The sequence below is a fragment of the Streptomyces virginiae genome (assembly GCF_000720455.1).
Lineage (GTDB): Bacteria > Actinomycetota > Actinomycetes > Streptomycetales > Streptomycetaceae > Streptomyces > Streptomyces virginiae.
The window spans coordinates 68,830-89,079 of record NZ_JOAK01000030.1 but is presented as its reverse complement, the minus strand read 5'-3'; the positions used below and the strand labels follow the sequence as shown (position 1 = coordinate 89,079).

The window sequence follows — 20,250 nt, the reverse complement described above, 5'->3', positions numbered from 1 at the left end:
GGGGACGGTTTCCGGAGCCTGCCCGACGCGGGAGGAGCGGGGACGGGGAGGGGTGTCCCCGCAGGACGAGCGCGCAACCCCCGAGCACAACCGAGACAGCCCGGACGCGCCGAGCCGAGGAGACACCCCTCCCCGGCCCCGCGACCGGCCCGCACCATCAAGCCCCGCCGGCGATTGAGGCGCGGGGTCTGGGGCGGAGCCCCAGGACACCGGCGCGGGGCCGCCCCACACCGCCACCCCCGCGGGAGCGAAGCGGCCCCGCCGGCGATTGAGGCGCGGGGTCTGGGGCAGCGCCCCAGCACACCGGGCCCGGGCCGGCCCGGACTGCTGCCCCCGCGGGAGCGCTCAGGCGGGGACGATGCCCGCGACGCGCAGGGCGTGAACGAGGTCGCGGTGGCGGGCGCCGGAGAGCAGGCCGGCCGCATGGAGCAGCCTCGGGGTGAACCATTGGGGGTCGTGGCGGGCCAGGGCGGCGGCCTCCTCGGCGGTGCGGACGCGTACGAAGGCTCCGAGCAGGGCGTCGGCCTCCCGGGTGCGGCCCGCCGCGCCGAGGGCGAGCGCCGCGTCCGCGACCTCGGCGGCGGGGCGGGAGACGCCCTGGCGCAGCAGGGCGTCGCAGTCGGCCTCCCGGCCGGCTTCGCCGAGGGCGGCGGCGGCCGCCGCCAGCTGTTCGGGCGGCAGCGAGGCGGCCTCCCAGAGCAGGGTGTTCCAGTCGGCCGCCAGGCCGGCGCGGGCCAGCTCGGCGGCCAGGTGGGGCAGCTGCCCGGCGGGCCAGGCCGCGGCCTGGCACAGCAGGGCGTGCGCCTCTCCGGTGCGGCCCTGGGCGCGCAGCGCGAGCAGCTCGGCGGCGACGGCCCGGGGCGGGCGGGTCGGGGGCGCCGGCGCCGCTGCGGGCGCGGGCGCGGCCTGCGGTGGCGGCTCGGGCTGCGGCTCGGGCCGATGCCGGCCGAACCGGGCGCCGCGCGGGGCGGGGCGGGCCTCGGTGTCCGAGTGGCCCGGGGGCGGGGTGAAGGCGGGGGCTTCGGGGGCCGTCGCCCCGGCGTACCGGGCGCCCCCGCTGCGCCGCGCGCCGCGCAGCCACCGCCCCTCGGCCCGCCCGACGGGCGGCAGAACGGCCGCCTGCTCCGGGGCGTCCTGGGGCCGCGGCTCGGCGGCGCGCGGGCCCGTCGGGGCCGGGGCCACGGGCCAGGGTCCGGCCTGGGCCGCGCTCTGCGCGTTCCCGCCGGCGCCGGGTTCGGTCTCGATGAGCGGGCCCGTCCGGACAGGGGCCGCGGGTTCCGTGGGCGCGCCGTCCCGGAGCTGCGGCTCGGCGGGGCCGGTGGGGGCTTCGGCCTGGGGTGCGTGGGGGGATCTCTGGCGGGGGACGGTGGGTAAGGGGTCGGCCCGCAGGGCGGTCAGGCGGGCCGCAAGGTCCTCGTGGCGGGCCGCGGCGCGGGCCACGTCGTCCTGGGTCCAGGACAGCTCCCGGGTCAGCGCGTCGGTCTCGGCCCGGTCGGCGGCCTCGCCCAGCCGGGCGGTCAGGCTCCGCAGGGCCGCCTCCGACTCCGCCCGCTGGGCGGCCGCCGCCTCGAGCAGGGTCCGCAGCTCGTCCTCGCCCCCCGGCAACCGGTCCCACACGGTGACGGCCGCCGCCCGCAGCCGCGCCGCGTATACGGTCTCCCGCGCCGCGAGCTCCGCGCCGCCCGCCCCCGCCAGGTCCCTCAGCAGTGACTCCACCACGTCCCACGGGGGTATCGCCGCCCCGTTCAGACAGGCCCGCACGCCCTCCGGATCCCGGCGCAGGAACTCCCCGTACCAGCCTGCCCCGGCATCCAGCCTCTGCGTCAATCCCCGCAAATACCCGGAGAGTTGACTGATCGCCAGTGAAGTCGCGGTCTCCATGACGGCATTGGATCCCACCTGTGTTACGGGCGGGCTACGGGAGCCTCAAAGCTTGACGGCGATCGCGGTGTGCGGCCGCTTCCCCCGGCGCGCCAGAGCGGCGGGCACGTCCACCACCCAGAACTGCCAGGTGTACTTGCGCGACATCAGCTTGCGCACCCTTCGCAGGCCTTCCTCGTCGAGCAGCCGGGCGCGCCCCTCGACGACGGGCGCGCCTTCCTCGACGCGCCCGCGCACGTCGCACGCGGCGAGCGTGACCCGCCCCTCGTTGCGGATGCGCTTGACCTTCCACGAGTCGGTGCGGGTCCACACGTACAGCTCACCCCCGTCGGCGACGGCCCACACCGGTGTCGCCACGGGTGTGCCGTCCTTGCGGAAGGTGGTGAGGCTGACGTACCGCGCGCTGGCGAGCTCCTGGAGACCCATACCCGGACCCTAACGCGGACGGCCCGCGGCCCGGCACCCCGGGAGCCGGCGGGGTGCCGGGCCGTCCGCCGGGCGCGGACCGGCTACTTGGGCATCAGCACGGTGTCGACGATGTAGACGTTGGCGTTGGCGGTCCTCACATCGCCGCAGACCACGTTGGAGACGCCGTTGACCTGGTACTTCTTCCCCATTCCGGCCGTGGTCAGCTCGCCCTTCTGCAGCGTCTCGAAGGTGCCGCCCTCCAGCTGCTTCGGGGTGAGCTTCTGGCCGACCACGTGGTACGTGAGGATCTTGGTCAGCGTCGCCTTGTCGGCCAGGACCTTGTCGAGGTCGGCCTTCGGGATCTTCGCGAAGGCGTCGTTCGTCGGGGCGAACACCGTGATGTCCTCGGCGTTGTTGAGCGTGTCGACGAGGCCCGCCTGCTTGACCGCCGCGACAAGGGTGGACAGGGCCGGGTTGTTGGAGGCCGCGGTGGCCACCGGGTCCTTGGCCATCCCCTCGAACGAGCCGGCGCCGTCCTTCGGCACTCCGGCACAGGCCGGGCCGAAGGGCTCGTCCCCCGTCACGGCCTCGCCCATCGGTGCGCTCGCACCGGTCTTTGCCTCGTCGCCGGCGGCGGGGGCCGCCTTGGTGTCGCCGCCGGAGTCGGAGCAGGCGGCCAGCGAGAACGGCAGCACAGCGGCTGCGGCGACGGCGATCGCGGTACGGCGGATCTTCATGCTGTTCATGATCGGTTACTCCCCTTGAGTGCCTGTATGAACGGTGAGGGTGGTGCTGCCGGACCGGCCCTGGGGCGGGCCGGGCCGGTGGTCTAGGGGACGGTGACGAAGACGCTGTGCCGGCCGGTCGCTCCGTCGGGCAGGGTCCGGGCCCGCTCTTCGGTCTGCACCGCGCCGGTACCGTCGGTGGCGCGGACGGTGAGGGTGTGTCCGCCGGGTGCGGCCTGCCAGCGGTAGGACCACTGCCGCCAGGTGTCGACGGTGGTCCGGGCCGCGAGGTCGGCGTCCTGCCAGGGGCCGTCGTCGACGCGGACCTCGACGCGGGTGATCCCGCGGCGCTGGGCCCAGGCCACGCCGGCGACCATGACCGTGCCGGCCGCCGGGCGGGCGAAGGCCTTCGGGGTGTCGATCCGGGCCTGCGTCTTGACGGGCGCCCTGGCGGCCCAGTTCCGCTTGACCCAGTACGGGTCGTAGGCGTCGTAGGTGGTGAGTTCGAGGTCGGTGATCCACTTGCAGGCCGACACGTATCCGTAGAGGCCGGGGACGAGCATCCGCACCGGGAAGCCGTGGTCGAACGGCAGCGGCTCGCCGTTCATGCCGACCGCGAGCAGGGCGTCGCGGCCGTCCATGACGTCGTCGACCGGCGAGCCGAGGGTCATGCCGTCCACCGACCGGGCCACCAGCTGGTCGGCGGCGCCGCCCTGGGAGGGCGGCCGTACGCCGCATTCCCGCAGGACGTCGGCCAGGCCGACGCCCAGCCAGCGGGCGGTGCCGAGGTAGGGGCCGCCGACCTCGTTCGAGACGCAGGTCAAGGTGATGTCCCGCTCCGTGAGGGGGCGCGCGAGGAGATCTCCGAGGGAGTAGGTGCGGGGTCTGGCGACGCCTTTGCCGTGGACGCGCAGCCGCCACGTGGCGGCGTCGACCTTCGGTACGACCAGTGCCGTGTCCACCCGGTAGAAGTCACGGTTGGGCGTGATGAGGGGACTGATCCCGGGGGTCCTCAGGCGCGCGCCCTCCGGAACGGGCGGGGCGGGTGAGGCCGGGGGCGGCAGGACGAGGGCGTCGCGGGAGGCGACGGCACCCCGCCCGCTGCGGCCGCTCAGGCCGCGTCCCGCGAGACCCGCTCCGGTGGCGGCCGCCGCGACGGCGGTGGCGGCGGTGAGGAAGCCGCGCCTGCTCCAGCCGCCCGCCGCACCCTCGTCCGGCGGCGCCGTCCCGGCGTCCGGGCAGGCCCTGCCGGCGAGGACGTACAGCACACAGGCTCCGGCCGCGGCTCCGAGGACGGAGGGCAGGGCGTCCGCGGCGCCGGCGGCGTCCGGCCGGCTGAGCGCGGCGGCACTTCCGACGAGCCCGAACACCAGGACACCGGCCGCCCCCAGACGCCGGAAGCGGAAGGCCAACAGGCCGAGGGCGACGGCGAAGAGGGCGAGGAGGGCGAGGATGCCGAGCCGGAGGACGAGTTTGTCGTCCTCTCCGAAGGTCCGGATCGCGAAGTCCTTGACGGGGGCCGGGGTCCGGTCGATGACCGCGCGGCCCACCACGGTCACCGGTCCGGCCGCCGGCCGGACCAGGCCGGCCGTCAGCTCCGCCGCGGCGAGCGCGGCGAACCCGGCCAGCAGGCCGGACAGGGCGGCGAGTGCCGGACGGACGAGGGTGGTGCGCAGCGTGCTCACACCTGGGATTCGGTGCGCTTCGGCCGCCGGATGGCCCTGTCACTCCAACGGGTGAGAGCGGCTCCGCTGCGGGGCGCTGGTGCGGGGCGCTGTGGGGTGCCGGTCAGCGACCGTTCGGGGCGCCGGGGGCTGGCGTTCCCTGCCGGCCGCGCCCGTCCGCCTCACGTACGGGATCCGGCCGGTCCTCCGGCAGTGTGCACGCGGCCAGCAGCAGCCCTCCGGCGAGGAGGGCGCCGACGGCTGCGAATCCGAGTCGTTTGGCTGCGTTGGTGGCTGACACGCCTTCACGCTTGCCCCGCCCGCGGCAAGTCCCACCGCCGATTGGGCCGTTCGGCCTCGGCTCCCGCCCGAACGGCGCCGGGGGGGCGGGCCCTCGGCGGCCTTACGCCGGTACGACCGCGCAGCGCCGGAGGAGATCGTCCAGCGAGAGGCCGAGCGCCTCGGCGAGGGCGGCGACCGTGAAGAAGGCGGGGGTGGGCGCCCGGCCGGTCTCGATCTTGCGCAGGGTCTCGGCGGAGAGCCCGGCCCCGGCCGCGATCTCGACCATGCTGCGGGCGCCGCGGGCCTCGCGCAGCAGGGCGCCCAGGCGCTCGCCGCGCTCGCGCTCTTCGGGGGTGAGAGGGGTACGGACCATGCGGCCATCCTACCCGGAGCGCCAATAGTTATCCCGGTAAAGTTATCCCGTTACAGTTATACCGGTATAGTTATTGGCATGGTGGAACTGAAGACAGCACCCGAGATCGAGAAGATGCGCGCCGCGGGCCGGACCGTCGCCCGCACCCTGGCCGCCGTACGGAAGGCCGCGCACGTCGGAGTGTCCCTGGCGGACCTGGACCAGGTGGCCCGCGAGGTGCTCCGCGCAGCCGGCGCGACCTCGCCCTTCCTCGGCTACCGGCCGCAGTTCGCGCCGGTGCCCTTCCCCGCGGTGGTGTGCGCCTCCGTCAACGACGCGATCGTGCACGGCATCCCCGACGACTACCGGCTGCGCGACGGCGACCTCGTCAGCATCGACTGCGGGGCCGAGCTCGGCGGCTGGGTCGGGGACGCCGCGGTCAGCTTCACCGTCGGCCTCGCCCGGCCCGAGGACCAGCGGCTGATCGAGACGTCCGAGGCCGCCCTCGCGGCCGGAATCGCCGCCGCCGTGCCCGGCAACAGGATCGGGGACATCGCCCACGCGGTCGGCACCGTCTGCCGCGCCGCCGGATACGGCGTCCCCGACGGCTTCGGCGGCCACGGCATCGGCCGCAGGATGCACGAGGACCCCGGCGTGCCCAACGAGGGCCCGCCGGGGCGCGGCATGAAGCTGCGCCCCGGCATGGTCCTCGCCATCGAGCCGATGCTGATCGCGGGCGGTACGGACGACTACCGCTGCGACGACGACGGCTGGACCCTGCGCACCGTCGACGGCACCCGCGCCGCCCACTCGGAGCACACGGTCGCGATCACCGGCCGCGGCCCGCGGATCCTGACCGCCCTCTGACCGGCGGGAGCCCGCCTACGGATTCCCGCGCGGGTGGACCACCATGGCCGAGCCGCCGCCCCGGCGGCTGGTCTCCGCCGCCGCCAGCCAGCGGCCGTCCGGCAGTCGCTGCACGCCGGTCGCCGCGCCGATCTCCGGGTTCTGCCGGAACGCCTGGCCCAGCGCCTCCAGCTCGGCGCGCAGCGGGCTGTTCCACAGGCCCGGCTCCAGCTCGGTGGTGGTCTGGTTGCGCTGGCTGGCCCGCGGCGCCGCGATCGCGTCGACCAACGGCAGGCCCCGGTCCAGGTGGCCGGTCAGGGTCTGCAGGACGGTGGTGATGATGGTGGCTCCCCCGGGGGAACCGACCGCCAGCACCGGCCGGCCGTCGTCCAGCACGATCGTCGGGGACATGGACGAGCGCGGCCGCTTGCCGGGGCCGGGCAGGTTCGGGTCGGGGACCCCGGGCGCCGCCGGGGCGAAGGAGAAGTCGGTGAGTTCGTTGTTGAGGAGGAAGCCGCGGCCGGGGACGGTGATGGCGCTGCCGCCGGTGGACTCGATGGTCAGGGTGTAGGAGACGACGTTGCCCCAGCGGTCGGCGACCGTCAGGTGCGTGGTGTTCTCCCCCTCGTACGTGGTCGGCGCGGCCTGTCCGGTGGTGGCGCAGGGCACCGGGTGGCGCGGGTCGCCGGGGGCCAGCGGGCTGGTCAGCGTCCGGTCCGGCTTGATCAGGCAGGCGCGGGAGTCGGCGAACCGCTGCGAGAGCAGTTCCCGCGTCGGGACGTCCACGGCGGCCGGGTCGCCGACCCAGCGGCCGCGGTCGGCGAAGGAGATCCGGGAGGCCTCGATGAAGCGGTGCAGGTACTGCGCCTCGGACAGCTTCGAGACGTCGGTCCGCTCCATGATGTTCAGTGCCTCGCCGACCGTGGTGCCGCCGGAGGACGAGGGCGCCATGCTGTAGACGTCCAGGCCGCGGTAGCCGACACGGGTCGGTTCCTGCCGCTTGGTCGCGTACGCGCGCAGGTCCCCGGTGGTCAGGTCACCGGGCCGCACCTTGCGGGTGGCCGCCGGGTCCACCGGGGGCGTGCGGACGGCCCGGACGATGTCCTCGGCGAGCGGGCCACGGTAGAGGGCTCCGGTGCCCTTGCGGGCGAGTTCGGCGTAGGTGGCCGCGAGGTCGGGGTTCTTGAAGGTGGAGCCGACCACGGGCAGGGCGCCGCCCGGCAGGAAGAGCTTCGCGGTGTCCGGGAAGTCCTTGAAACGGTCCTGGTTAGCCTCGGTCTGGGCGCGGAAGGTGCTGTCCACCGTGAAGCCGTCGCGGGCCAGTTTCTCCGCGGGCTTCAGCAGGGATCCCAGAGAGCGGCTGCCCCAGGCGTCCAGGGCGGTCCTCCAGGTGGCGGGGGTGCCGGGGACGCCGACGCCGAGGCCGCTGGTCTGACCCTCGGCGAAGGGGATCGGCGCTCCGTTCTCCTGGAAGAGGGTCTCGGTGGCCGTGGCCGGGGCGGTCTCCCGGCCGTCGACGGTATGGACGCGGTGCGAGCGGGCGTCGTAGAAGACGAGGTAGCCGCCACCGCCGATGCCCGCCGAGTAGGGCTCGGTCACGCCGAGCGCGGCGGCGGTGGCGACGGCCGCGTCGACGGCGTTGCCGCCGGAGCGCAGCACGGCGATCCCGGCGGCCGAGGCGTCGGCGTCGACGCTGGCGACGGCCCCGCCGTAGCCGGCGGCGACCGGTACCTTCACCGGCGGGGCCGGGGTCCCGGTGGCGGCGGGCGGAGCGGCTCCGGTCGAGACGAGTGCGGCGACGACGGTCAGCAGCGGTAACGTGCGGGCGACGGCGGGACGGTGCATCCGGACCTCCAGTGGCAGCGTGGGCCGAGCCTAGCGCCGGGCCCGCCGCCCCGTCAGTGCATCCGCCGGGGCACGCCGCCCTGCGGGTCGGACCGCGCCGGTGACCCGCGGCGGCCGCGGCGCTAGCATCCGGCGCATGAACGACGACGTGCGCAACATCGTGCTCGGGGTGATAGCCACCGCCCTCAGCGGCGGGTTCGGCTGGTTCTCCCGCACCTACCTCTGGCGGCGCGCGCTCCGCCGCAAGCAGGCGTTCTTCGGCCTGCCGACCGGCTCCGACTGCCTGTTCGTGGTCAACCGGCAGATGGGCGGAAAGGATTCCTCCCTGCACCGCAACGACGCCTTCGCCCTGCTGGAGATCTCCGCCCTGATCAAGGACTGCGGGGCGAACATCCAGATCGTCACGCACGACACCGCCCGTCAGGGCTTCGGCGACCGGGCCGAGTTCTGCGTCGGCGGGCCCTCGTCCAACGCGCGCACCACGGCGCACCTGGCGTCCATGCTGCCGGGCATCACCGTCAACACCGAGACGGAGCAGCACGAGGACCGGGGCTCGATCCAGGTGGGCGGCGAGACCTACCGGTGGCGCAAGGGGATGGAGGAGTACGTGGTGCTGGCCCGGCTGTCGGGCGGGGAGGGCGGCCGTCCGGTGTTCCTGCTGTCCGGGCAGACCGCGGTCAGCAACCAGGCGGCCGCCCGGTACCTGAGCCGCCACCACGCGCATCTGGCGCGCAAGTACGGGGCGGACTCCTTCTGCCTGGTGCTGAAGCTCGTCAACTCCGACGCGTACGGGCCGGACGTGACCGAGCTGGTCGCGGACGTCACCCGGCCGGCCCGGACACCCGCAGCGGCAGCCGTGTGATCCCGTTGATGAAGTTCGACACCAACCGCCTCGGCCGACCGGCGAGTTCCGGTACGGGCATGGCCGCGCACCACTCCTCGTAGAGGGTGTGCAGCTGGAGGCGGGCGAAGTGCGCGCCCAGGCAGACGTGCGGGCCGTCGCCGAAGGACACGTGCGGATTGGGTGTGCGGCCGAGGTCCAGGCGGTCCGGGTCGGTGAAGACGCGTTCGTCGTGGTTGGCGGAGGCGTGGAAGACGACGACCTTGTCGCCGGCCCGGACCGGCTGCCCGGCCAGTTCATGGTCGACGGCGGCGGTGCGGCGGAAGCTGAGGACCGGCGGGTGGACGCGCAGGAGTTCGTCGACCGCGCCCGCCGCGGAGTGCTGCCCCGCCGCGAGCCGGCGGTAGGCGTCCGGGTCCCGGGCCAGGGCGAGCAGGCCGCCGGGGGCGGCGCTGCGTACGGTGTCGTTGCCGGCGACGGTGAGCAGGAAGAAGAACATCTCCAGTTCGGCGGGGTCGAGTCCGGCTGTGGCGAGGGCGGTCATCACGTCGTCGCCGGGGTGCCGGCGTTTGTGGGCGGCGAGTTCGCGGGCGTAGGCGAACATCTCGCCGAGCAGGGCCGGGGAGCGCGGGTTGAGGGGCTTTCCGTCCGGGCCGAGGAGCGGCTCCGGGGCGTCGTCGGGGTCCTGGTAGCCGATGATCCGTACGGTCCATTCCAGCAGCAGGGCCCGGTCGGCGGGCGGGACGCCCAGCAGGTCGGTGAGGTTCAGCAGCGCGTACTCGTCGGTGACGGTGCGCACGAGGTCGGCGGAGCCGTCCTCGGCGTGCTCGCGGGCGCCGGCGAGCAGGGTGCGGGCGCGGTCGCGCACCCGCCCCGCGAAGGCGTCGACGCGGGCGGGGGTGAAGGCGCGGGCGACGAGCCGGCGCAGCCCTCCGTGGTCCGGGGGATCCTGGTTGAGCATGGTGCGGCGCAGGAAGGGCAGGTCGGCGGGGTCGGGGTCGCGGATCTGGGTGGCGCCCAGCCAGGAGGAGTACCTCCGGTGGTCGCGCAGGACGCGGACGACGTCGGCGTGGCGGGTGACGGCCCAGAATCCGGGGCCGGCGGGCCAGCCGGTGATCTCGGGCTCCGGCTGCCAGGCCACGGGGTGCCGGTCGCGCAGGAGCCGGTAGCGCGCGTGCGGGACGCCGACGGCGTAGATGCGGGGGTCGAAGACGTCGGGGACGTCCGCGGCGTGGTCCATGGGGCCACCGTGACGGGTGCGCGTCCCTGACCGCAAGGGCGCGGGGCACGTCTGTACGGCGTACGTCAGCGCTGGGACGTCCTGCAGTCGGCGGCAGGGAGGGTGGTGTCGGTGCCGTGGACGGCGACCGGGCTGCGGGTGTCCGGTACGGCGGAGGCGCCGACGGTGCACACCAGCTGGTTGAGGGCCATCGGCGACAGGTCGGCCACGGCGAACGGCACGTTCGCCGTCAGCCCCTTGTCCTGTGAGTTCTTGCTCACGGTCACCGTGTCCGTCTTCGCGTCGGGCACCTTGGGCAGCGCCGTGGTGAGCCCGGCGGCCGAGGCCGGACCGATGGGGCCGTTCAGCAGCAGCCGCAGGAGCGGCGTGGGCGCGAGGGTGTAGTCGGCGCCGATCGAGAAGGGGACCGGGACGAGCCGGTCGCCGTCCTTGGAGACGAAGTAGAGGACGGCGGCGTTCTTGCCGCCGGGGACCTTGACGGCGGCGGCGTGACCGCTCTCGATCACCCCGGTGCGCTTGATGCCGCAGCCGGCGAGCAGCAGGGCGCAGCCCGTCATTACCGCCGTGGCCGCCGCGGCGCGGGCTCTGGTCCTGCGCCCTGTCATACGCGGGCCTCCAGCGGCATGTCGAGGGTGAACAGGGCGCCCCCGCCGGGCAGGTTGCCCGCCCGGAGGGTGCCGCCGTGCAGGCGGACGTTCTCCAGGGTGATGGCGAGTCCGAGGCCGCTTCCGGCGGAGCGGGTCCGGGCCGCGTCGGCTTTGAAGAAGCGGTCGAAGATGTGCGGCAGCACCTCGGGGGCGATGCCGGGTCCGCTGTCGGCGACGTCGATGAGGAGCCGTTCGCCGTCCTCGCCGGGCGCGGTCCGCACGGTGACGCGTACGGGGGCGCCGCCGTGCCGGAGGGCGTTGCCGACGAGGTTGGCGAGGACCACGTCGAAGCGGCGCGGGTCGAGCCGGGCGCGTACTGCGTCGGGCAGCTCGGTGACGACGCGGTCGTCGTCCCAGTGGCGTCGCTCCAGGGTCTTGCGGACGGCTTCGGCGATGTCCACGTCGTCGAGGTTGAGCTCGGCGGCCCGGGCGTCGAAGCGGGAGATCTCCATCAGGTCCTCGACGAGGACGGCGAGTTTGCCGGTCTCGGCGCTGACCAGGCGCAGGGCCTTGGCGGTGTCGGAGTCGAGGCGTGCGGCGTCCTCGTCGAGGACCTCGGTCACGGCGAGCATCCCGGCGAGCGGGGTGCGCAGTTCGTGGGAGACGTCGGAGGCGAAGCGGCGGGCGCGGACCTCCGCCTCCTGGAGCTCGTGCACGGACTGTTCCAGGGCGCGGGCGGTCTCGTTGAAGGTGCGGGCGAGTCCGGCGAGTTCGTCGGCGCCCCGGACCTCGATGCGGGTGTCGAGGCGGCCGCGGCCCAGCTTCTGGGCGGCTCGGCGCATGTCGCGGACCGGCCGCAGGACGCTGCGGGCGGCCAGCAGTGCGGGGACGATGGCGATGGCCAGGCCCGGTACGGCGCCCTGCTGGGCGGCTTCGACCATGGCTTCGACGGTCTGCTTCTCGGTGGACAGCGGGACGCTGGCGTAGAAGACGACGCCGGTGGGTTCGGGGTATCCGTTGTGCTCGAAGACGGCGGGGACGCCGATGGTGAGCCAGGGGTTGCCGCGCTGGTCCTCGACGCGTTGGAACACGGCGTACTGGTTGTTGCGGACCTTGTCGCGCAGGCTGTCGGTGATCACCGTGGAGGTGGGCGTGCCGGGGTTGGTGGAGACGCGCGTGCCGGCGTATTCGCCGAAGACGATCCACGGGTGGGGTTTGCCGCGCTTGCCCAGCTCGATGACGATGCGCTGCAGCTCCTGCTGTTCCAGGGGGAGGCGGAACTCCTGCTGCTCGATCTGGTCGCGCAGGGTGCTGACGGCGGTGTCCTGGGTCTGCTTGAGGATGGCGTTGCGCGCCTGCTGGTAGGTCAGGGCGGCGGTGGTTCCGGCGCTGATCGCGGCGACCAGGAGGAAGGCCGCTATCAGCCGGGTGCGCAGCCCGAGGGGTGCTATGCGTCGCACCGCGGCCTACAGGGGGCCGAAGCGGTAGCCGAAGCCGCGCACGGTCTGTATGTAGCGGGGGCTGCGGGCGGGGTCCTCTATCTTGTGGCGCAGCCGGCGGACGCAGGCGTCCACGAGCCGGGCGTCGGCGTGGTAGCTGTGGTCCCAGACGTACTCGAGGAGCTGCTGGCGGGAGAAGACCTGCTCGGGCGAGGCCGACAGGTGCAGCAGGAGCTTGATCTCGCTGGGTGCGAGGGCGACGCGTTCGCCGTTCTTGGCGACGGTCAGCCCGGCGCGGTCGATGGTGAGTTCGCCGTGGCCCTCGATGCCGGGGCGGGCTCCGACCGGGTCGCTGAGGCGGCGCAGCACGGCCTTGATGCGGGCTTCGATGACCTCGGTGCGGGCGGGTTTGACGATGTAGTCGTCGGCGCCCGCCTCCAGGCCGATGACGATGTCGAAGTCGTCGCCGCGTGCGGTGAGCATGATGATCGGGACTTCGCTGGTCTGGCGGATGCGGTGGCACACCTGCACTCCGTTGATGCCGGGCAGCATCAGGTCGAGCAGGACCAGTTCGGGGTGGAAGTCCGCCATCACGGCGAGGCCCTCCTCGCCGGTCTCGGCGGCCTGTACCTCGTGGCCGCGGCGGCGCAGGCCGAGGCCGACCCCTTCGCGGATGGAAGGGTCGTCCTCGATCAGCAGTACGCGTGGCATCCGGTCAGTATCCCAGGGCGGTGTTCGGCTCCTCGTCCCCGCTACCGGCCGGTCTTGCGGCGCAGGGAGTCGAGCAGATCGGTGATCTCGGCCAGCCGCAGCGGCCGGGCGAGGAGTACGACGACCAGGAGGAGGGCCGCGGTTCCCGCGCCGACCGCGGCGAAGTCGCCGAACCGCTCGGCGGCGCGGGCCGCCGCGTACGCCGCGCCGGCCGCGGGCACGCAGGCCGCCAGCAGCCGCAGGTGGGTGCGTACGGCGGTGGTGCGCCGTTCGGTACGGGTGCCCGCGCGCGGGCCGAGCCTGCGGGAGAGGGCGTAGGCGGTGGCGGCGGCGCCCCCCAGGAAGGCGACGGAGGACGCGGCGGCCATGCCGGTGACCGCCCAGCGCGGGGACAGCAGGAAGTAGGCGGCGGCCGACAGCCCGGCCGTGAGCGCGGCGATGACCAGGTTCAGGAAGAAGGGGGTCCGGGTGTCGGAGAGGGCGTAGAAGCCCCGTGAGAGGACGTACTGCGCGGAGAAGGCGATCAGGCCGGGCGCGAAGGCGATGAGCATGCCCGCCATGACCTCGATGTCGGCGGCGTCGGTGCGGCCGTACCCGAAGACGCTGCCCATCACCCAGGGGGCGAGGGCGGCGAAGAGCGCGGCGGCGGGCACGACGAGGGCTGCGCTGGAGCGCAGGGCGTAGGAGACGTCGCGGCGCACGGCGGGGAGGTCGCCCTCGGCGGCGGCCGAGCTCATCCGCGGCATCAGGGCGGTCACGAGGGAGACGGTGATGATGCCCTGCGGGACGATCCACAGCTGGTAGGCGTTGCTGTAGGCGGTGTAGCCGGCGCCGCCCGCGAGTCCGGCGTCCACGGCGTGCTGCCCGGTGGTGGTGGAGAGCCGGGTGACGACCCAGTAGGCGATCTGGTTGGTGAGGACGAGCATGACGGTCCAGCCCGCGTTGCGCAGGGGGCGGCCGAGGCCGCTGCCCCGCCAGTCGAAGCGCGGGCGCCAGCGGAAGCGGGCGGCGCGCAGCGAGGGGATCAGGGCGAGGGCCTGGACGACGATGCCGGCGGTGGTGCCCAGGCCCAGGAGCCGGGTCTCGGCGCCGGTCAGGCCGGGCGCCCCGTCGTGGGAGACGTACAGGAAGAGGCCGAAGACCGCGATGATCACGAGGTTGTTGAGGACCGGGGTCCACATCATCGCGCCGAACCGGCCGCGGGCGTTCAGCACCTGGCCGAGCAGGGTGAAGAGCCCGTAGAAGAGGATCTGCGGGAGGCAGTACCGGGCCAGGGCCACGGTGGTGCTCGCCTGGGCGCCGTCGTAGTCGGTGTACACCGAGACGATCAGCGGGGCGGCGAGGACCGCGAGGGCGGTGAGCGACAGGAGGGCGACGGTGCAGGCGGTGAGCAGCCGGTCGGTGTAGGCGGACCCGCCGTCCGTGTGCTCCTTGGCGGCCCGGACGAGTTCGGGTACGAAGACGGCGTTGAGCGCGCCGCCGATGAGCAGCATGTAGATGATGTTCGGGACCGTGTTGGCGACGGCGTAGCTGTCGCCGAGCAGTTCGGTGCCCAGCGCCGCGACGACGACGGCGGAGCGGATGAAGCCGGTGGCGCGGGAGACGATCGAACCGCCCGCCATGAGCGCGCCGCTGCGCAGCACCGAGGTCTTCTTCGGTGCTGCGCTGTCGGGTGCCGGGCCGGCCGGTCTGGTGTCGGTGGCGGTCACCGGCGGGCCAGGTAGGCCTGGAACGCCTTGTAGAGCGCCGTGTTGGCGACTCCGTCCATCGGGATCTCCCATTCGCCGAGCGTTTCGACGACCTGTCCTCCGGTACCGAGCTTCCAGCGCAGCAACCCGAAAGAACGTTCGTCGGGGTCGAGGGTGGAGGGTACCCCGCGCATGTCGTATTCGTCGGCTCCGAGGGCGTGTGCGTCGCGCATCATGCGCCACTGCAGGGCGTTGCTGGGCCGTACTTCGCGCCGGTGGTCGGCGGAGGCGCCGGTCTGGTACCAGACCCTGCTGCCGGTGCTGATCATGGTGTGGGCGGCGAGGATCTCGCCGCGGTGGATGGCCAGGTAGAGCCGCATCCGGCCGGGCTGTTCCTCGTTCAGGACGCGGTACTGCTGCTCGTAGTACGCGAGCGAGCGGCCGAGCCGGAAGCCGTCGCGCTCTTCGGTGATCCGCAGCAGCCGGTAGAACTCGGGGAGGTCCGCGGAGGTGCCGAGGACCGTCTCGACCCCGGCCTTGTCGGCCTTGCGGACGTTGCGCCGCCACTCCTGGTTGAGGCCGGACCACAGCTCGTCGAGGCTGCGGCCGGCGAGCGGCACGCGGAAGACGTGGCGGGGCTGGGCGTCGCCGTCGTCCTCGCCGCCGCAGCGCTTCCAGCCGCGGGTGCGCAGCCGGTCGGCGAGGGCGGCGCCCACGGGGTCGACCTCGGTGGCGAGGACGTCGGATATCTGCCGGCCCGTTCCGGTGGCGGCCTTGGCGGTGGCGGCGTCCCAGCGGCGGTAGGCGGGGCTGGGGCCGATGCGGACGGCGAAGGCGCCGGCGGCGCGCAGGTGGCGCATGAGCGGGTTCAGCCAGCGGTCGATGCGCGGGTCGGACCAGTCGGCGACGGGCCCTTCCGGCAGGTAGGCGAAGTATTTGCGGGTGCCGGGGAATTGCCGGTAGAGGACGAGTCCGGCGCCTTCGATCTCTCCGCCCGGACAGTGCCATCCGACCATTTCCGAGCGCCAAAGGTCCTTCACCCGACCCCAGGAGGGGTACTGGAGAAAGCTCGCCGCCGGGGTCCTGGAGAGGAAGGTCTGGTATTCGGGGACGGACAGGGCGCGCACCTGGAGCTCATGGTCCTGGTCCTGCCGGGCGGGGGTGACGAGCAGTGCGCACACGGCTGACGGCCTTCCTGTTCGTGCCGGGGGGTCGTTCACAGGACTCTCACAGGCACCCGTGACCGCATTGCGCGGCGAATGTGACCGGACGATGACCGTTTCGCTGCGGTCCACGTCACAACCGAAAAGGCGGATCTTTTCCGTGGTGTGCGCAACCTAAAGTCGTCCCGTTCTCATCCTCTTTTGTGAACGTTCATCACCACCACTACTCGAAGGGGCCCTTCGTTGAGCCGCACACGCCGCACCGCCATTGCGGGCACCGCACTCCTGGCCGCCGCGCTGACCGCCTGCTCGGGCGGGAGTGACGGTGGCAGCGACGGCAAGGGCAAGGACGAGTCGAAGCCGAAGGCGCCCATGGCGGTCTCGGTGAACCTCACGGGCGATCAGGTGAAGGCGGGCCAGCCGGTGACGGTGACCGTCGCCGAGGGCAAGCTGGCCCAGGTGAAGGTGACCGACGCCAAGGGCGCGGAGCTGCCGGGGAAGATAGCCGACGACGGCAAGAGCTGGACCTCGGAGCGCAACGCCCCGGCCGGTGCGGAGTACAAGGTCGAGGCGCAGAACACCGACAGCCAGAGCGCCACCACGCAGTTCAAGACCAGCGCCGCCGACAAGGTGAACAAGGTCTCGATCAACATCACCAAGGGCAGCACGGTGGGCGTGGCGATGCCCGTGTCGCTCGTCTTCGACAACCCGGTGACGAACAAGGCCGAGGTGGAGAAGCAGCTCAAGGTCACCACGTCGGACAACACCGAGGGCTCCTGGGGCTGGATCAAGGACCACTCCGGCAACGACCGCGTCGACTGGCGGCCCAAGGACTACTGGAAGGCCGGCACCGACGTGAAGGTCGAGATGCACCTGAACGGCGTGGACTCCGGCAAGGGCGGCGGGATGTTCGCCCGGGACTACAACACCGAGTTCAAGATCGGCAAGGACCGCCGGGTGCAGGTCAGCCTCGACACCAAGAAGCTGACGGTGACCGAGGGCGGCCAGACGCAGAAGACGATCCCCATCTCGGCCGGCACCCCGGGCGGCAAGAAGGCGTCCTGGTCCGGGAAGATGGTGATCATGTCGAAGGAGGGCACCATCCGGATGGACTCCCAGACGGTGGGCCTGGACAACGCCTACGACAAGATGGTCGATTACTCGATGCGGCTGACCTGGTCCGGCATGTACGCGCACGCCGCCCCGTGGAACGAGGCCAACTTCGGCCGGTCCAACAGCAGTTCCGGCTGCGTGGGGATGAGCGACGCCAACGCCAAGGAGTTCTTCGCCCAGTCCCAGATCGGTGACGCCTTCGAGGTGGTCGGCGAGGGCTCCAAGGGCAACGCCGACATCGGCAACGGCTACGGCGAGTGGAACCTGTCCTGGGACCAGTGGAAGGCCAAGAGCGCCCTGTCCACCGCCCCGCAGAACGGCTGACCTGCGGACCTCCCTTCCTGACTCTCGTTCAATTGTTACCACCACGTAACTTACCGACGGGTTACCTTCGGTAAGTCGCTCCCGTTACCGTCGGGTCACTTTCAGGACTCCGGTGCACGCGAGGAGCGACCGATGGAACGCACCACCACCGCCGCAGCCGTGGCGGCACTCCTGGCGGCGACCGCCCTGGGCCTGGCCCCCCACCAGGCCCAGGCGGCCACGGCGCCCGCCGCGGCCACCACCGCCACCACCGCGCAGGCCGCCCCGGCGGACCTGCGTTTTCACGACATCCCCGGCTCCGGCGGCATCACCCTCAAGGGCAACGTCTTCACCCCGGCCGGAGCCGAGAGCGGCCGGAAGTATCCGCTGATCGTGCTCCCCACCAGCTGGGGCGTGCCGCAGATCGAATACATCGCCCAGGCCAAGAAGCTCGCCGACTCCGGCTACGTCGTGGTCAGTTACACCTCCCGCGGCTTCTGGCTCTCCGGCGGGCAGATAGAGGTGGCCGGTCCGCCGGACATCGCCGACGTCTCCGCCGTCATCGACTGGGCCCTGGCCCACACGCCCGCCGACGCGGACCGCATCGGCCTGGGCGGGGTCTCCTACGGCGCCGGCATCAGCCTGCTGGCCTCCGCGCACGACCCGCGCGTCAAGGCCGTGGTCGCCATGAGCGGCTGGGCCGACCTCATCGAATCCATCTACTCGGGCCGCACCCAGCACCTCCAGGCCGCCGGACTGCTCGGCGCCGCCGGCTACCTCACCGGGCGCCCCGGGCCCGAACTCCAGTCGATCCTGGGCGACTTCCTCGGCTCCCGGCTGGACCGCGAGCAGCAGATGATCGAGTGGGGCAGGAAGCGGTCGGCCGCCGAGCAGGTGGACCGGATCAACGCCAACGGCGCCGCGATCATGCTCGGCAACGCCTGGGGCGACACGATCTTCCCGCCGAACCAGTACGCGAAGTTCTACGAGCGGCTGACCGGCCCCAAGCGGCTGGAGTTCCGCCCAGGAGACCACGCCACCGCCGAGGGCACCGGCCTGCTCGGCCTGCCCAACGACACCTGGACCAACGCCCACCGCTGGTTCGACCGCTACCTCAAGGGCGAGCGCAACGGCGTCGACACCGAAGCCCCGGTGCAGATCAAGTCCCGCAGCGACAGCGGCTACGAGGGCTACGCCGACTGGGCGTCGGTCGGCACCGGCGGCACCGAGAAGCTCGCGCTCTCCGACAGCGAGCACCTCTTCGCCAACGTCGACTCCGGTGCCAACGGCGGTGTCGTGCTGCTCTCCAGCGTCTTCGACCAGTTCTTCAAGGCGCCGCCGATCGCCTCCGTCCCGCTCCTGCCCCGGGCCTTCGCGGCCGTCTGGCAGTCGGGGCGCCACGACGAGGCCCGCCGCATCCGCGGCACCGTCCGGCTGCACACCACGGTCACGCCCACCAAGGGCGACGGCACCTTCGTCGCCTACCTCTACGACGTGGGCCCGCTCGGCATCGGCAAGCTGGTCAGCAACGCCCCGTACACCTTCCACGGCAAGACCCCGGGCCAGGCCTTCGGCGTCGACCTGGAGCTCTTCTCGACCGCCTACGACGTGCCCGCGGGCCACCGGCTCGCCCTCGTCGTCGACACCGTGGACCCGCTCTACATCGAGCACAACCCCACCGGCGCACAGCTGACCTTCACCTCGCCGCAGGGCGACCCCAGCTACGTCTCGGTGCCGCTGCGCGAGCGGTGACCCGCGGCGGGCGGCCGGGCCCGGGCGGCCCCGCTCCGGACTCCTCAGTGCTTGAGGATCTTGGAGAGGAAGTCCTTGGCCCGGTCGCTCTCCGGGGCGGTGAAGAACTCCTCGGGGGTGCGGTCCTCGACGATCCCGCCGTCGGCCATGAAGACCACGCGGTGCGCGGCGGAGCGGGCGAAGCCCATCTCGTGGGTGACCACGACCATGGTCATCCCCTCCTGGGCGAGCTGCTGCATGACCTCCAGCACCTCGTTGATCATCTCCGGGTCCAGTGCGGAGGTGGGCTCGTCGAAGAGCAGCGCCTTCGGGTCCATGGCGAGGGCGCGGGCGATCGCCACCCGCTGCTGCTGGCCGCCGGAGAGCTGGGCGGGGAACTTGTCGGCCTGGTCGGCGAGGCCGACACGGTCCAGGAGCTGCCGGGAGCGCCGGTCGGCCTCGCGCCTCTCGCGCCCGAGGACCTTGACCTGGGCGAGCGAGACGTTGGCGAGGACGGTCTTGTGCGCGAAGAGGTTGAAGGACTGGAAGACCATGCCCACCTCGGCCCGCAGCCGGGCCAGGTCCTTGCCCTCGTCGGGCAGCGGCTCCCCGTCGATCAGGATCGTGCCCGACTCGATGGTCTCCAGCCGGTTGATCGCCCGGCACAGGGTGGACTTCCCGGAGCCGGAGGGCCCGATGACCACCACCACCTCCCCGCGGCCGACGGTGAGGCTGATGTCCCGCAGTACGTGCAGCTCTCCGAAGTGCTTGTTGACGTCCCTCAGCTCGATCAACGGATCGACGGCCATGCGCTGCCCTGCCCACTCGGTGCCGAAATGCCGGTCATCGCAAACTATCCAGCGGCGCAAGGGCACTTCGCCGTGACACGCCGCCCGCGCCGGGGAGCCTCGGCGTGCTGGGGCAGGTCAGCCTTCGGAGGCTTCCGCGTACGCCTGGCTGAGCTCGGGGGAACCGGTCATCGCCCACGACACCCCCGACTCGATCACGTTCAGCTCGCGGCCCGAGGCCAGGCGGATCACCGGCTGGCCGTTGGGCCAGACCTTCCAGGCCGTCCCCACGACGGTCCGGACGATCACGGTGCCGAGGTAGAAGCCCGCGTCGTTGCCGAGCCAGGGCACCACCTCGGGGTCCCGCCGCCAGCGGGGCATCAGCTGGTCGAGGGCCTCCAACGAGGCCGGGCTCCCGTCGAGTTCGAGCCCGGCCGCCCGCGCGTGGACCCGCAGCATCTCGCACTCCGAGAACAACTCGGCGACGCCCTCGGGGTCGTCCACGAGGGCGGCGGCGAGCCCCGCACCCTGTTCCGTTTCACGCCGGTTCAGCCAGTTGTCCAGGAAAGGGATGTTCATACCGCCCAGCGTCGCACCAGGACCCGCCGCTGGCCACAGGGCGCGCCTGGGTGTTTTCCCCGAT

18 protein-coding genes are annotated in these 20,250 nt (G+C 73.0%); 4 read left to right on the top strand and 14 right to left on the bottom strand.

Annotated features, from left to right (window positions below; translation table 11 throughout):
* Positions 1-345: 345 nt before the first annotated feature.
* The 5 genes from IG86_RS40635 to IG86_RS0132130 form a co-directional block, all read right to left on the bottom strand.
* The gene (locus tag IG86_RS40635) at positions 346-1,827 is read right to left on the bottom strand and encodes a hypothetical protein (protein WP_244306189.1); all 1,482 of its coding nucleotides are present in this window, start codon (positions 1,825-1,827) and stop codon (positions 346-348) included.
* Positions 1,828-1,926: 99 nt separating this feature from the next.
* Complete coding sequence (locus IG86_RS0132145) at positions 1,927-2,307, bottom strand: PPOX class F420-dependent oxidoreductase (protein ID WP_030822484.1); 381 nt, start codon at positions 2,305-2,307, stop codon at positions 1,927-1,929.
* 83 nt (positions 2,308-2,390) lie between these two features.
* A complete protein-coding gene (locus IG86_RS0132140) occupies positions 2,391-3,035 on the bottom strand; it encodes a fasciclin domain-containing protein (protein ID WP_030901600.1) in 645 nt (214 codons plus the stop codon).
* 83 nt (positions 3,036-3,118) lie between these two features.
* Positions 3,119-4,708, bottom strand: coding sequence for a molybdopterin-dependent oxidoreductase (locus IG86_RS0132135; RefSeq protein ID WP_030822477.1), 1,590 nt, complete (start codon positions 4,706-4,708; stop codon positions 3,119-3,121).
* 373 nt (positions 4,709-5,081) lie between these two features.
* Positions 5,082-5,333 carry a helix-turn-helix domain-containing protein gene (locus IG86_RS0132130; protein WP_030656595.1) on the bottom strand — a complete coding sequence of 84 codons (252 nt, stop codon included), beginning with the start codon at positions 5,331-5,333 and terminating at the stop codon, positions 5,082-5,084.
* A 78-nt stretch (positions 5,334-5,411) separates the two neighbouring features.
* Between IG86_RS0132130 and map the strand changes: the two genes are divergently transcribed.
* On the top strand, positions 5,412-6,179 hold the full coding sequence (gene map / locus IG86_RS0132125; RefSeq protein WP_030822474.1) for a type I methionyl aminopeptidase: 768 nt from the start codon (positions 5,412-5,414) through the stop codon (positions 6,177-6,179).
* Between the two features lie 15 nt (positions 6,180-6,194).
* Here the strand turns inward: map and ggt are convergent, their stop codons facing one another.
* Positions 6,195-8,003, bottom strand: coding sequence for a gamma-glutamyltransferase (ggt, locus tag IG86_RS0132120; protein WP_030901596.1), 1,809 nt, complete (start codon positions 8,001-8,003; stop codon positions 6,195-6,197).
* Between the two features lie 136 nt (positions 8,004-8,139).
* On the opposite strand from ggt, the gene IG86_RS0132115 reads away from it, so the two are divergent.
* Positions 8,140-8,865 carry a hypothetical protein gene (locus tag IG86_RS0132115; RefSeq protein WP_030822468.1) on the top strand — a complete coding sequence of 242 codons (726 nt, stop codon included), beginning with the start codon at positions 8,140-8,142 and terminating at the stop codon, positions 8,863-8,865.
* On the opposite strand, the gene IG86_RS0132110 is transcribed toward IG86_RS0132115, so the two are convergent.
* The 6 genes from IG86_RS0132110 to IG86_RS0132085 all read right to left on the bottom strand — a co-directional run bounded on the left by IG86_RS0132110 (position 8,825) and on the right by IG86_RS0132085 (position 15,636).
* A complete protein-coding gene (locus IG86_RS0132110; RefSeq protein WP_030901593.1) occupies positions 8,825-10,084 on the bottom strand; it encodes a cytochrome P450 in 1,260 nt (419 codons plus the stop codon). The two genes, IG86_RS0132115 and IG86_RS0132110, sit on opposite strands and share 41 nt — an antisense overlap.
* Before the next feature lie 65 nt (positions 10,085-10,149).
* Positions 10,150-10,689: a GerMN domain-containing protein gene (locus tag IG86_RS39290; RefSeq protein WP_157854948.1), complete on the bottom strand. Its 540-nt coding sequence runs from the start codon at positions 10,687-10,689 to the stop codon at positions 10,150-10,152.
* Positions 10,686-12,131, bottom strand: a complete 1,446-nt coding sequence (locus IG86_RS0132100; protein WP_030901591.1) for a sensor histidine kinase — start codon at positions 12,129-12,131, stop codon at positions 10,686-10,688. The genes IG86_RS39290 and IG86_RS0132100 overlap by 4 nt, the downstream gene beginning before the upstream one ends.
* Positions 12,132-12,137: 6 nt before the next feature.
* On the bottom strand, positions 12,138-12,821 hold the full coding sequence (locus IG86_RS0132095; RefSeq protein WP_030822460.1) for a response regulator transcription factor: 684 nt from the start codon (positions 12,819-12,821) through the stop codon (positions 12,138-12,140).
* A 41-nt stretch (positions 12,822-12,862) separates the two neighbouring features.
* Positions 12,863-14,530: a murein biosynthesis integral membrane protein MurJ gene (gene murJ, locus IG86_RS0132090; protein ID WP_030901588.1), complete on the bottom strand. Its 1,668-nt coding sequence runs from the start codon at positions 14,528-14,530 to the stop codon at positions 12,863-12,865.
* The gene (locus tag IG86_RS0132085) at positions 14,527-15,636 is read right to left on the bottom strand and encodes a lipid II:glycine glycyltransferase FemX (protein WP_385872319.1); all 1,110 of its coding nucleotides are present in this window, start codon (positions 15,634-15,636) and stop codon (positions 14,527-14,529) included. Before IG86_RS0132085 ends, murJ begins: the two co-directional genes overlap by 4 nt.
* Before the next feature lie 279 nt (positions 15,637-15,915).
* On the opposite strand from IG86_RS0132085, the gene IG86_RS0132080 reads away from it, so the two are divergent.
* Together IG86_RS0132080 and IG86_RS0132075 are read left to right on the top strand one after the other, a co-directional pair.
* On the top strand, positions 15,916-17,109 hold the full coding sequence (locus IG86_RS0132080) for a L,D-transpeptidase (RefSeq protein ID WP_030822453.1): 1,194 nt from the start codon (positions 15,916-15,918) through the stop codon (positions 17,107-17,109).
* Between the two features lie 132 nt (positions 17,110-17,241).
* Positions 17,242-18,840, top strand: coding sequence for a CocE/NonD family hydrolase (locus tag IG86_RS0132075; RefSeq protein ID WP_030901585.1), 1,599 nt, complete (start codon positions 17,242-17,244; stop codon positions 18,838-18,840).
* A gap of 44 nt (positions 18,841-18,884) precedes the next feature.
* Here the strand turns inward: IG86_RS0132075 and IG86_RS0132070 are convergent, their stop codons facing one another.
* Together IG86_RS0132070 and IG86_RS0132065 are read right to left on the bottom strand one after the other, a co-directional pair.
* Entirely contained in the window at positions 18,885-19,628 is a 744-nt protein-coding gene (locus IG86_RS0132070; protein WP_030822449.1) for an amino acid ABC transporter ATP-binding protein, read from the bottom strand.
* Between the two features lie 117 nt (positions 19,629-19,745).
* Positions 19,746-20,186, bottom strand: a complete 441-nt coding sequence (locus tag IG86_RS0132065) for a DUF6278 family protein (protein WP_030656623.1) — start codon at positions 20,184-20,186, stop codon at positions 19,746-19,748.
* Positions 20,187-20,250: the final 64 nt, after the last annotated feature.